Origin of the sequence: Kordia antarctica, assembly GCF_009901525.1 — a bacterium.
Taxonomy (GTDB): domain Bacteria; phylum Bacteroidota; class Bacteroidia; order Flavobacteriales; family Flavobacteriaceae; genus Kordia; species Kordia antarctica.
The window spans coordinates 569428-583392 of the sequence record NZ_CP019288.1 but is presented as its reverse complement, the minus strand read 5'-3'; the positions used below and the strand labels follow the sequence as shown (position 1 = coordinate 583392).

Genomic DNA, 13965 nt, shown 5'->3' with positions numbered 1-13965 from the left:
CAGTTGTCAGTTCGAGCCTTTCGACTATCGCTCAAGATAAACTAAAGTTGAGAACCGCTTTGAAATAAAAGTACTTCTCGATACAAAATCTATTCTAGATTTCACTCGAAGTGACGTTCTTGATATATAAGCAAATCCAAGAAGTCTGCGGTCACTGAGCGAAGTCGAAGTGAAGTCGAAGTGAAATCACGTAAAAACGCCTATTGCCATTCTGTATTCAGTTTATTAACTTTGAAATTATCAGTTGTACAACTGACAAACTAACCTCTAAACCATATACATGAGTTATTTTTCATTTCATCCTGGAAACAAATCTTCGGGAAAAGGCAAGAAAGCCAAAGGTTCTGTTCGCAAAGCATTTTCTGATTGGATTATTGAAAATCACGGAGAAGACTATACAAAAACATTGCAAAAACAACGTTCGCAAGTCCAAAAAGTCGGATTGATTCAAGAACAAATGTTTAAAGCAGATGATTCAGAAAAGAAACCCTTAATCGGAATTATTGGAGGCGGATTTGCTGGAATGTACGCAGGACTCATTTTACAATCATTAGGATTAGAGTTTGAAATATTTGAAGCTTCTGACCGAGTTGGCGGACGAATTGATACGTGGTATTCCTCAGAATATGATCCAGAAAGTAAAGAAAATAAAGGATTGTACGGTGAAGTAGGAGGCATGCGGATTCCGCAATTCTCAAATGATATGTTGCCAGTACAACATTTGGCGTTATCGCTAAATTATGTATTGGAGCGCAATGGACTTGAAGATAAAATGTTGCGTTGGCGAAAATTCTATTACAATTCAGATTTTCAGCGTTTGCGTTTTAATAATATGAAAGCACCAATTTTTGCACCTGAAGCGAATACAAATTCGATGAATTTTGGAGAAGCACAAGGTGGCGATTTACCAGAAGTTTGGGTCACTGAAAAAACAGATGAAAACGGAAATAAATTTTTACCAATCAATGTCATTTTAGACAAAGTAAACGGTCCATTTATTGAAGCGATTAACAAATCGTTTGAAACAGGTTTTGCCAAATTGATGCGTTTTGACAATTATTCCATGTGGGCATATTTGACCAATGTATTTACGTTGGCGGATATGGAAGAATATTACGATCCAAAAATGGGCGCACCCTGCGAAAATCTTTCATTCAACATTGCAAGTTATTTGGAAACTGTAAACGTTGGCACAGGAATGTATAGTGTTTCCTTTGTGGAAATGGTGATTGCTGTATACGATTGGGATGGAAGTAAAAATTCATACGATTTAGAAGATCCAAACATTTATATGGTAACGATGAACAACGGAATGCAACATTTTCCAGATGCGTGTCGTACGGTTTTGAATCTTGAAAATGGCGTTACCGCAGATGACGGAAACCTAGCACAAGTATTGATTGGAATGAAAAAAGGACAGAATAACGAATATGGATATTCGCCACCAAACCTTACTAAAGATGCTGAGCCGCCAAGTTCAGTTCCTCCAGCAGATCCAAAAGGAACCGCGAATACAGATAAAAATCCTTCAAAGAAAAAAGAACGTGTTTTTATGAATCATAAAGTTACACAAGCTATTTATGATGAATCGTTATTTGATAAAAATGGCGGAATGCGTTTGGTTATGGATCACACAACTAAAGACGGGAAAAAAGAAAGTGTTGAAAAAGAATATCCATATGTTATTAGTACGTTGCCAAATGGTGCGTATTTAAGCGGACAAGAAAAAACAAATTTCTTTGACGATTTATCATTTTCAAAAGCACGTGCGTTGCGCGAATGCAATTATATGCCAGCTTTCAAAGCATTTGTAACCTTTAAAAAACAATTTTGGAAAGATTTAGGAAATCGTCAGTATGAAACAGGATTAGGAGTTTCGGCAAGTGATCGATCTAACAGACAAATAGTATATCCATCGTACGGATATGATGCAGATAAAGGAGTTTTACAAGTATATTCGTGGGCGCAAGATGCGGAACGAATGGGCGCATTAACAGATGAAGAACGTGTAAACGAATGCTTAAAAGGAATTCAGTTCATGTATCCAGAAGTTGATATTTACGAACATTACGCAGGATATCATCCAGAAGTAACGACAAAGACATGGTTTTGGGATCAACATGCTGGTGGCGGTGCATTTGCATTATTCAATCCAGGGCAATTCAAGAATTTATATCCAACATTATTAACTCCAGAATTTAAAGGTGCGTTAAACATCGCTGGCGAATGCTGTTCTGTACATCACGGTTGGATTGTTGGCGCATTAGATTCTGCATACAATTCAGTCAATAACATTCTAGAACAAATGAATGCAACCAAACATCTTGTGAAAATGAAAGCAATTTGGGGACAACTTACAGCTCCAGATGTTGCTGGAAATGTTAAAAAATAGTTTATGAGTTATGAGTTATGAGTTTAAAACATACTAACATTCATATAAAGGGAATAGGGAATGGAATTTTAAATTATAAATTATAAATGTTGAATTTTAAATGTTGAATGTAAAAGTTTATTTTCAACATACCAACATACCAACATACCAACATACCAACATACCAACATACCAACACATAACCCATAACTCACAACTGATAACTCACAACTCAAATCCCATGTTAAATGCCTATATTTGAGAAACTTCCCAAGTTTTTTAGTAGCCTTCAAAAACACAACTAACCAAAATACCATATATTATGCATGAAGATTTTATTCCATTTAAAAGTATCGGACTTTGTTTTAGCGGCGGCGGTTACCGAGCTACATTTTTCTCATTAGGAGTTGTTTCTTATTTTGAAAAAATACAATACCAAAATGCATCTTTAGCCAAAAATGTAGAAGCATTTAGTACCGTTAGTGGCGGAACATTATTAGGAGTTGCGTATACGAAAGCAGTACAAGATCCTAGTTTTGATTTCAAATCTTTCTTTCAAAAATTTTATACTTCTTTTGAACCTGAAAATGATAAATTACTAAAAACAGCGATTGGCAAATTGGGGAATGATGAAGTTTGGAAAGCAAATCCGCATAAAAAACGATCTTTAATTAATGCATTTGCGCTTACGTATGCTGACATGGATATCTTTAAAGGTGAGTTTTCACACTTTGAAACACCAACTTCTGAGCATTTAAAACATGTATGTTTCAATGCAACAGATTTTTCATTCGGATTGGCATTTCGGTTTCAAAATACAGGAATGTTTGGTAATAAACCATTGAATAATACACAAGTAAATAATCTTAAAAACGAAATTCAATTAGCGGATATTGTCGCTTCATCTTCTTGCTTTCCTCTAGGATTTGAGCCGCTTGTATTTCCTGATGATTATATAAAAAATCAACAAAGTTCAGACTATAAATCACTAAAAAATTTAGAACGTTTTTGCGATGGCGTCGGAATTATGGATGGAGGAATTGCTGATAATCAAGGAATTGGAAGCATGATGAAAATTAGCAGACAACGCAAAACTCGTGATCGTGATTTGGATTTAATGGTTATCAATGATGTGGGAAGTTTTAAAATGGTTCCGTGGCAACCAGAACCAAAAAACCTGAACGAAAGTGCGAGCATTAAAAGTACTGTTTCTAAAGTATTAGGATACTTAAAAGTAAAACCGTTATACCTTATTATACTGCTTTTAGGAATCCTTATGATGGTTTTAAATTCATTAGAAATTATCAAAGGAAAAGCGTGGCCAGCATTCTACATTATTGGCGGAATTATAACAGGACTTGGTTTAGTGCTGACAATTGGTGGACTTGTGGCAGGAATTGTAAAAGGTTTTGTTGTTCGTTCCATAGCATCGTTATTTAAGAAAAACGTGCCTGGACCTTTAGTAGACGATGTATTGAGCTTCAAAAAACTAAGTATTGGTTTGGTACAACGCATGCTTACAGAACGTGTTTCTTCTACAGTATTGATGGTAAATGATATATTTTTAAAGCAAGTGCGACGTTTAAATTATCGTTTATTATACTCAGATAGAGATTTACAACACAAACTAATAACATCGACTGTGTATGAATTAAATGGAGAAGCTACAGCGTATACAACAACTTTCAGGTATAATAAAAACATCAGTTTAGCACCAAGTACATTATTAAAGAACGTAGGATTAACAGCTTCTGAAACACCAACTACACTTTGGTGGGACAAAACTGATATTGCCAAAGATCGTATGGACACACTCATTGCTTGTGGTCAATTTACAACGTGTTATAAGTTGATGGATTATATCCTCAAACTAAAAAAGAATAAAAAGGTAGAACTTTCTGAAGAAGATACCATTGCTGTAGATGCACTTTACACTGCTTTGGAAAGTGATTGGAAACAATTCAACGAAAACCCAATGTTTCATGTGGAAGCATTAAAACAATAGTTTACGTTAGTTTGATGTAACGAATGAAAATATACTTTGTAAATAATACACTTTATGAAGGTGCATTAACTATTTTTCGTTAAAATCTTCAAGTCTTTGTAGAAAATAAAAATTCATTAATTCTGAGGTAAAAAATAGAATTTAGTGAACCAAACGAAACCATTCTGTATAAAAAGTACAGTGTGGTTTTTTTGCATTTAAATATTGATTTACTCCTGATAATTTTTTAGATCGATACGCTACTTAAAAATACCTAACAGACTCTCACACCGAAATCTACATAAAGATAAACCAATTTTAAGCTACATATGTAGTAAAAACTTTTCAGTGAAACCTTACACTAATTTAATTACTTATTTTAGTCATTTAGATGACTTAAATACCTATTTTTCTAAAAAAAAGACTCGATATCCTGCTTTACAAAATAAAATGAAAAAAGCATTTTATACGTTATTACCTTATTTTTATTAAGGCAAAACATTAATTCAATATAAAAAAATTAGATACTTTTGTAAAGATTTACTTTCTTGGAAATTTAAAAAAGAGTATTTTAACGGTAAAATAATGTATTTAATCGATGTTTCTAGAGCAATTGATCAAACACTAAAAAAAACCATTGTAAATCAAGCATGTTTACTATTAATAATAAAAAAGCCCTCGAAGTATACATTTTGCCCTAAATGTTTATTTCAAAATGGTAAAACTGTTTTAACAGATTATTTGCCCAAAATTATTAAATGAACTTAACCTAAATTATCAAAATCATGAGAAAATTATTACACTTCGTTGTGCTAGTTCTTTTAGCGATTAGCTTACAAGCACAAACTCAGCAGTCTGGAGAAACGACATCTCAAGACTATCAAGCACCGACTATTCCAGAAGATGTTATTGCGGTAAATACAACAGAAACTGCCACAGATTTATCTTGGAGAGCATCCATAGATAATTATAACATGTCTGGCTACAAATTATTTCAAAATGGAGTCCTTGTGGAAACACTTACGGAAACAAATTTTGTAATGACAGGTTTATCACCAAATACAACCTACACATTCTACGTTACTGCTTTTGATACTGCCGGAAATGAATCTCGCGAAAGTGATCAAGCGACCATTACAACTTTAGAAGATATTCCAGTATACTACTGTGAATCGCGTAGTTTTGACGTAAATGAGGAATATATTGCCAGAATTCAATGTGAAGGTATTGACAACGGCTCTGATGCACGTTTTTATTCTGAATTTACAGAAATTGTAACCGATGTAATGAAAAATGGAGAATGTACTATTACCATTACTCCAAGCTGGACTACTACAGCATACAATGAAGGATATTCGGTTTGGATAGACTACAATCAAGATGGAGACTTTTTTGATCCAGGAGAACAAGTTTTTTCGCAATCACCTACAACACAAGCATCAATTAGCGGAACATTTACAATACCAACATCAATACCAAATGGACATACTAGAATGCGTATTGCTATGAAATATGATGCAATTCCGCAACCATGTGAAGAATTTACGTATGGAGAAGTAGAAGATTATACTGTAAACATTATCTCGGAACTTCGTGATTCAACAGTACCAGTAATTTCATTAAATGGAGCAGAAACGATCGACTTAAATGTTGGAGATGAATACACAGAATTTGGCGCGATTGCAACGGATAATATAGACGAAAATTTAACACCAAACATTAACATTACTGGAGATGTGGATACCGCTTTCGCTGGAATGTACACAGTGCGCTACAATGTAAATGATACAGCAGGAAACAATGCAACTGAAGCTGTACGAACTATCACAGTAGCTCCAGTAAACAATGGATGTACCAACGGAATTAATACATTTCCATACACAGAAAGTTATGAAAATACACTTGGGAGTTGGACACAATCTACACAAGATGATATCAATTGGATATATGATTATAATAGAACACCTTCAAATGGAACTGGACCTTCAAATGCAACCGATGGAAATACGTATATTTATGTAGAAGCTTCAGGTAACGGAACTGGTTATCCTAACAAACAAGCAGTTATCAATTCGCCTTGTTATGACTTAAGCAACGAAACAAGTGCAACATTTAGTTTTAGCTATCATATGTATGGAGCAAATAATATGGGAACATTAGCTTTAGAAGCAAGTGATGATAATGGACTTTCTTGGACTCCTATTTGGAGCGAAGCTGGAAACAAAGGAGATCGTTGGTTAAATGCAAACATTGATCTTTCTCAATATGTTGGCGCAAGCGTACAACTACGTTTCAATAGAATTACTGGTACAACTTGGAAAGCGGATCTTGCTATTGATAATGTTGCTTTAAATACATCATATGCCGCACGTGGAACAGCAACAACAAATTCCAAAGACAAAAATAATACTGCTGCTTCAAAAGTAAATAGTATAGCTACACCAGACGAATTTGGAGAAGAAAATACCTTAACTATTTACCCAAATCCTGTTCGTGGAAATGTCTTAAACATAAAGTTAGATACTGGAAATGCAAAATCGTTCAGAATTATCAATTTATATGGGCAAGCTTTATTAACGGGAACTGTAGACAATCAAATTAATGTAGAGAGACTAAAATCTGGAATATATTTCATTGAAGTTTCAGACGGAACTCAAACATTAACAAAGAAATTTATCAAACAATAAAAATAAAAAATTCCCCCAACCAAAAAGCCCGATACATTAGTACGTATCGGGCTTTTGAATTATTGATTCAAATCAGCTTCAGATATTCGAAACGGATACGATTCTTTCAAAATTGTCAATTCTTCCTCGGTTAGTTCTTCAACGGTTTTGTTGAATTTAGTTTTGCTCAATTCCTCTCGCAACTCATAATACGCGCCAACCAATTCATTTTGAACACCGATATAGTGATCATACGAAGCTTCTCGATCTGTTTGAATAGAAATAATAGCTTTCTGAGGATTATCAGACATGTCTACTTTTTTAACTCCATTGCAATATTCACAAGACTGATCGCCATTATTGTCAATAAAAGCTTTTACACTCTCTCGGAGTTTGTCAACGGAAATTGTTTCGTTGTTTGCCATCAATTCATTATTTCTGTTCAATTGAATAGAAAAAATGTTCTTTTGTGCAACATCGGAGCTACAATCTACGCCTTCGGGACACGGACTTGGCATTGTGCCTCTAATTCCTTCATCTTCGGTAAACGTAGTGGTTACCAAGAAAAAGATTAATAATAAAAACGCAATATCGGCCATAGAGCCTGCGTTTACGCCTGAAATGGTTTTTCTGGACATTTTCATAATAATTCGGTTTTAATGTTAAAGAAATGTTAACATCAAAATTAATACCAAAAAAAAAAATATTACAAAAAACTGTATTTCAATAGCTTCAATTTATAACTGATGGTTCCGTATAAAAAATAAGCTTGTATTTTTTATTAAAATTTTGAAGGTAAAATCGAGTGAAAATCGTTCTGAAATGCTTTTCTTTTCTATATTCTCATAGAAAATATTTCTTATATTTATCTAAACAAAATCATACTATGGTAGACCAAAAGGTTTCAACACATATTCAATGAATCAGCAGTAATTTAAGTAACCAAAATATAAATAAGAGTTAAGAGTATAGTGTGAAGAGTTATAAAAAACAAAAGGTCAAAATTTCTTTTGACCTTTCTTAGCTCTAAATGAGCCAAAATTTAATGTATTCAATTCTAAGCCTGCTAACATGCATGAGGTAAAGATTTAATGTCACAATTATTTAGACTATATTCAGTTGGACACCAAAATGTAATAGGACAAGCGCCAAGCGATCCGCATCCTCCAGCTAATGTGTTATCTGGACATTGGTTCTGATCTGCCGTTATAGCAACTGCGCCACCTGAAAGGCTACGATTTTTGAAATTACTAATAACTTTTTTGTTAAGTTGTAAACTTTTTAAATGTTGTTTTTTCATAATATATTTGGTTTTAATGTTAAAGAAATGTTAACATCAAAATTTATGCCAAAAAATAGAACATTATGCGTTCAGTACTGAACATATTGTGTACCTAACAATAATTGGTATCTTTACACTTCTTAAAAAATATATAGATTTAAGCCAAATTCTTGATCCTATAAAAAGAATTGCCACACATGAAACTCAACATACAAGATACATTCAACAAAGAATTACCTGCCGATCCTGATAAAAATAATACACGACGCAAAGTATTTGAAGCGTGTTATTCGTTTGCAACACCACGAATTCCTTCAAATCCTACACTAATTCATGTGGCTGATGAAGTTGCTGAAATGCTTGAATTGGAACGTGATACAAATGCTGAAGAATTTCTGCATACATTCTCAGGGAAAACAGTCTATCCAAAAACTTCGCCGTACGCAATGTGTTATGGCGGACATCAATTTGGAAATTGGGCAGGACAATTAGGCGACGGAAGAGCCATAAATCTCGCAGAAATTCGTGCAAATGGAAAACGTTGGGCATTACAACTAAAAGGAGCAGGAGCAACGCCATATTCCAGAACTGCTGACGGATTAGCCGTTTTGCGTTCGTCAATTCGTGAACATTTATGTAGCGAAGCAATGCATTATTTGGGCGTTCCGACAACGCGTTCCTTATCAATTGCGCTCACAGGCGACGAAGTTTTACGAGATATGTTGTACGACGGAAATCAGGCTTATGAAAAAGGTGCGGTTGTATGTAGAGTTGCGCCAAGCTTTATTCGTTTTGGAAACTTTCAACTATTTGCAGCTCGAAAAGATGTGGTAAATCTTCAAAAATTAACTGATTATACGATCAAATATTTTCACAAAGACATTCAAACAGAAGGAAAAGAAAAATATGTTGCTTTCTTTCAAAAAGTAGTCAATTCGACATTAGAAATGGTATTAAATTGGCAACGCGTCGGATTCGTTCATGGCGTTATGAATACAGATAATATGTCCATTTTAGGACTTACCATTGATTACGGTCCGTACGGTTGGCTGGAAGGTTATGATGCAAATTGGACACCAAATACAACTGACAGTCAGCACAATAGATATGCGTTTGGAAATCAACCAGGAATTGCGCTTTGGAACTTAGTTCAGTTGGCAAATGCGTTATTTCCGTTGATTGAAGAAGCAAAACCGTTGGAAGATATCTTAGAGAATTATCAAACAAATTTTGATCAGAAATATGTTAGAATGATGGCTGATAAAATCGGTCTAGCCGAAATTAACGCAGAGGAAGAAACACTAATTGAAGATTTAGAGAAAAATCTGCAACTTACCGAAACCGACATGACGATTTTCTTCCGCGAATTACCTCGAATACAAAAGAAAAATACACCGCAAGAAGCTTTTCAGAAAATACACAAATCGTTCTACAAACCCTTAGAACTCGCAGGTTCTGTAACGGATGCTTGGACAACTTGGTTTACAAAATACCTTGAACGGTTGCAAAAAGAAGTTGATAGAGATGAAACGCGGAAATTCAAAATGTACGAAGTCAATCCGAAATTTGTATTGCGAAATTACATGGCACAATTAGCGATTGATGCAGCAAACAAAGGAAACTACGAAGTTTTAAACGAATTATACGAAGTTTTAAAACGTCCGTATAACGAACAACCAGAATTTGAAAAATGGTACGCAAAACGTCCAGAATGGGCGCGAAACAAAGTTGGTTGTTCTATGTTATCGTGTAGTTCGTAGGGTTTTTGTTGTGAGTTGTCAGTTGTGAGTTTTCGGTTGACGGTTTTCAGTTGTCAGTTCGAGCATTATTGAAAATAAAATACATTTTAATTGAAAATACCTAGTGTAACTATCGGGAATAAAAAATCAAGTTTGTATTGGAAATTTGTATAATATGTAATTTGAAACTTATTTTTTTTCCGCAGTATAGCAGGTGTTTTTCGTTAAAAATTTTCGAAGCCTTGGAGAAAATTTAGAAAAACAAATGCGGTTTTAGCCTTTTCGGGTAAAAATACCTCTGGAAAAATGCCCTTTCTTTTGTTTCTTTTCTTTGGGCGAACAAAGAAAAAGAAAATGAGAAATTAATAATGATGTATTTATCTAATAATATCTTTAAATGTTGTAATAGTTATTTATAAGAATAATTATTATGATAAAAAAATAATCAAATGAATAGCACAAAACTCCAAATAAAAAACGCACAAGGTAATCACCTAAACGCATACTTAGAATTACCAGCCAATCAAAAACCAAATTACTATGCGATATTTGCACATTGTTTTACGTGTAGCAGTACTTTAAGCGCCGTAAAAAACATCAGCAGAACGTTGACATCCTATGGTTTTGGCGTACTACGTTTCGATTTTACAGGTTTGGGTAGGAGTGAGGGCGAATTTGCAGAAAGTCACTTTTCAGGAAATGTAGCCGATTTATTAGCGGTTCAAAATTACATGACAGAAAATTATGAAGCACCATGCTTATTGGTCGGACATTCGCTTGGTGGCGCAGCAGTTTTGGTTGCGGCTTCACAATTAGATGATATAAAAGCGGTTGCTACCATTGGCGCGCCATCAAATGTGAGTCATGTAAAGCATTTATTTTCACATGGAGTTGATGAAATTTCTGAAAACGAAAATGTTCAAGTAAATATTGGCGGAAGACCTTTTACAATTAACAACGAATTTATGTCAGATTTTGATAAAACGGATTTACCAAAAATCGTCAAAAACTTACGCAAACCATTACTAATACTACATTCGCCAATTGATAAAATTGTTGGAATTGACAATGCAAAGGAATTGTATGTAAGTGCGCATCATCCGAAAAGTTTTGTCTCATTGGACGACGCCGATCATTTATTATCAAACGAAAGAGACAGTCGCTACGCAGGAAATATGATTGGAACTTGGGTAGAACGCTATTTTCCAAAGCAAGAAAACCAAATGATTAATACCGAAGGCGAACACTTGGTTGGACATTTGAATTTGGTAGAAGATAAATTTACTACAAAAATTCAAACCAAAAACCATACGATGATTGCCGACGAACCAATTTCAGTTGGTGGCGATGATTTTGGACCTTCGCCATATCAATATTTATATGCAGGTTTAGCGGCGTGTACAACGATGACATTAAAAATGTACGCAGATCGTAAACAATGGGATTTACAGGAAGTATTTGTTTACATTTCTCACAGCAAGAAAAGCAATGTAGAATTGAACATTCCGATGGAAAAGCCTACAAAGCTTGACTTCATTACAAAGAAATTAAAGTTCGTTGGGAATCTTACCGATGAACAAAAACAACGCTTAAAAGAAATTGCAGCTAAATGTCCTGTACATAAGACGTTGGCTGGGAATGTTGTTTTTGAGAGTTTGGTTGTTGGTTAGACTTTTTGGATTGTTGGAATTTTAGATTTTCGGACTATTTTAATGATCAGTTTTCTTGCTATGAAATCATAAATATTTCCAGCTAGTTTATGAGTATGAATTTTGGACTATAGCGCAACCATTTTGGCATAATTCTGATAAAGAGATTGGATTTTTAATCGTTATTGTTGTATCTCTTGATTTTTCCAATAAACTTGATATAGAATAAAACAATCGTTATTGAATTTTTCAATTAGATATGTTTCAAACATATTATTCTTGTTTGTTGTCTTGGGATATACCTCTCCGAATTTTTTTATAAATAAAGGTTTTGTTTTTCTATGCCAATTTATGATAAGTTGGTCAATTTCTTCAATTTTTGAAAGTGAATAATTACTCAAATATTTATTATTTATTGTATCTGACTTGTATTCAAATGGATGCAGAAAGACTGCTTTTCCACATAGATTAAATTGTAATCCCTCTTTTTTTTCTACTTTTAAGTGTTTAGCAAGATCGCTATGTTCACAATTTTCTTTGTAATGAGAAAAGTCTAAATAAATTTTATCTTTCTTTATGTCTTGTGCAAATCCATATCCTATCTGTAAAAAAAAGGATATTAATAGCACTAATTTAGTTGGTACAATTATGTGTTTTATTATTCATAGCATTAGTAATGGCTGTTTCGATTGTTGTTCTCTCGGTTGGAGATAAATTATTCCAAGCTGTTGTCCCTTTTAGTCCAATCCAAGCGATTTGGTTATAAAATTCGTCCGTATGTTGATTATTAATAAAACATAATTCATAAAGAAACTTATGATACGCTTAAAACTGTTATTGAGTTTTTATTATTCTATTCTTAAATCAAGGAACATATCACTTTCTTCAGAATAGATGATATTCCAATTTTCAGTTTTACGCTCGATAAAATAGATATTTTGTTGAGCCATATTTTTACTTGATCTATGAAACGTCATCAAGATCGCTTTATTTTTATCCAAATTATAAATAGGCGCAGAAACTTTGATTAGATAGTCTTTAGTATCTTTATTTTTGTTTACTATGTTTTTCAGGGATTTTGGTACAACCCATTTGACAATTCTTTCTTTCTTATAGTTAAAAGAGTCTTTTAAAAAGGTTTCAACGTTTTCATCAATTCCTTTGCCATTCATGATATAGTTATTACTTATGATTTTTTGCTTTTCATAAATAATCGTATCATACTTAATGTACAGACTATCATTTGCTATTTCCGTGTTAGAATCCTTGAGGTTTGCAAAACGAAATGTTTCATTCTCGCTATTTCGGAATCTAAAAAAATCTTTCAAGGAATTATTATCACCATTTGGATTTAAGTAAATTGGTTTGCTGAATTGGCTCTGTTTTTGTTTCAAAACCAGTTCTAATAATTGTTGATCATCACTTTGTTTATTATTCTCACATGATATTGTTATTAGTAATATCAATACAAAAAAACTTATTCTTTTAACAATCTTTACCTTTTGCATTTGCTGTATTGTTTTGTTCATTTTGGGCTTTGAGTATATAGCCATTTTGTAGGTTTACATCAGGAGTAATAATATTCATGGCAGGCGTTCCAGAAAATGTTCCTTTTGTGACATCTTTACAATATTCATGTGTTACATTGTCCATACGATTATCTTTGGCATATTTAAAAAGCGCATTAGCCATTGTTCCTATCAAATCAACCATTGAGATATGCATAGAATCTTCTAAAGCAAGACGATTGATTTCGGTTGAATTGGCTATGTAAATATCAAATTTACTTTTTAAATCTGTGAAGTTGGGGTATTTCTGGAGCAGTTCACCCTCAAAATAAAGGTAAATTAAATGCGCATGAACCATTTCGTGAATAGCATTTGTTGCGATAGATAATTTTGTCGGATTATTGGCTAGATAATCATCAGCAAAATTAATAATAATCGGATAATGCCCATTATTGATAGCTGAAGCTGAAGGCATAGATGTTCCCGCATTCGCTTGTCCATTAAGAATATCATTATCTCTAAAACCTAGTACATAATTAGATTGTTGACCTATTGTGTTTCTTATTTGATTAATGATACCAACATTAAGACGATTGATGATTTCATCTCTTACAATTCTTAATAAACAATCATTATCAATTTGATCAATGGCAAAGTGATCAAAATTTGCTTCTGTAAACTCATATTCAATTAATCCAGTAATTTCTTCAAAGATTTCTTCTTGAGCTTGTTCGCTACATGAATATTCTTGGAGCATAGCATTCAT

General features: G+C 33.5%; 10 protein-coding genes. 5 read left to right on the top strand and 5 right to left on the bottom strand.

Annotated features, from left to right (window positions below):
• The first annotated feature begins 280 nt into the window (after positions 1 to 280).
• From IMCC3317_RS02520 to IMCC3317_RS02510, 3 genes are all read left to right on the top strand, one after another.
• Positions 281 to 2392, top strand: coding sequence for a flavin monoamine oxidase family protein (locus IMCC3317_RS02520; protein ID WP_160127934.1), 2112 nt, complete (start codon positions 281 to 283; stop codon positions 2390 to 2392).
• A 301-nt stretch (positions 2393 to 2693) separates the two neighbouring features.
• Positions 2694 to 4376 (top strand): patatin-like phospholipase family protein, encoded by a 1683-nt coding sequence (locus tag IMCC3317_RS02515; RefSeq protein ID WP_160127933.1) that lies wholly within the window; start codon positions 2694 to 2696, stop codon positions 4374 to 4376.
• A gap of 764 nt (positions 4377 to 5140) precedes the next feature.
• The gene (locus IMCC3317_RS02510; RefSeq protein ID WP_160127932.1) at positions 5141 to 7042 is read left to right on the top strand and encodes a GEVED domain-containing protein; all 1902 of its coding nucleotides are present in this window, start codon (positions 5141 to 5143) and stop codon (positions 7040 to 7042) included.
• A 59-nt stretch (positions 7043 to 7101) separates the two neighbouring features.
• On the opposite strand, the gene IMCC3317_RS02505 is transcribed toward IMCC3317_RS02510, so the two are convergent.
• Together IMCC3317_RS02505 and IMCC3317_RS02500 are read right to left on the bottom strand one after the other, a co-directional pair.
• Entirely contained in the window at positions 7102 to 7665 is a 564-nt protein-coding gene (locus IMCC3317_RS02505; RefSeq protein ID WP_228054923.1) for an ExbD/TolR family protein, read from the bottom strand.
• A gap of 422 nt (positions 7666 to 8087) precedes the next feature.
• Complete coding sequence (locus IMCC3317_RS02500) at positions 8088 to 8321, bottom strand: hypothetical protein (protein WP_160127931.1); 234 nt, start codon at positions 8319 to 8321, stop codon at positions 8088 to 8090.
• A gap of 179 nt (positions 8322 to 8500) precedes the next feature.
• On the opposite strand from IMCC3317_RS02500, the gene IMCC3317_RS02495 reads away from it, so the two are divergent.
• Entirely contained in the window at positions 8501 to 10063 is a 1563-nt protein-coding gene (locus tag IMCC3317_RS02495) for a protein adenylyltransferase SelO (protein WP_160127930.1), read from the top strand.
• A 428-nt stretch (positions 10064 to 10491) separates the two neighbouring features.
• Positions 10492 to 11712, top strand: a complete 1221-nt coding sequence (locus IMCC3317_RS02490; RefSeq protein WP_160127929.1) for a bifunctional alpha/beta hydrolase/OsmC family protein — start codon at positions 10492 to 10494, stop codon at positions 11710 to 11712.
• A 161-nt stretch (positions 11713 to 11873) separates the two neighbouring features.
• On the opposite strand, the gene IMCC3317_RS02485 is transcribed toward IMCC3317_RS02490, so the two are convergent.
• The 3 genes from IMCC3317_RS02485 to IMCC3317_RS02475 form a co-directional block, all read right to left on the bottom strand.
• Positions 11874 to 12320, bottom strand: coding sequence for a hypothetical protein (locus tag IMCC3317_RS02485; RefSeq protein WP_160127928.1), 447 nt, complete (start codon positions 12318 to 12320; stop codon positions 11874 to 11876).
• A 219-nt stretch (positions 12321 to 12539) separates the two neighbouring features.
• Complete coding sequence (locus IMCC3317_RS02480) at positions 12540 to 13199, bottom strand: hypothetical protein (RefSeq protein ID WP_160127927.1); 660 nt, start codon at positions 13197 to 13199, stop codon at positions 12540 to 12542.
• Positions 13177 to 13965, bottom strand: coding sequence for a hypothetical protein (locus tag IMCC3317_RS02475; protein ID WP_160127926.1), 789 nt, complete (start codon positions 13963 to 13965; stop codon positions 13177 to 13179). The genes IMCC3317_RS02480 and IMCC3317_RS02475 overlap by 23 nt, the downstream gene beginning before the upstream one ends.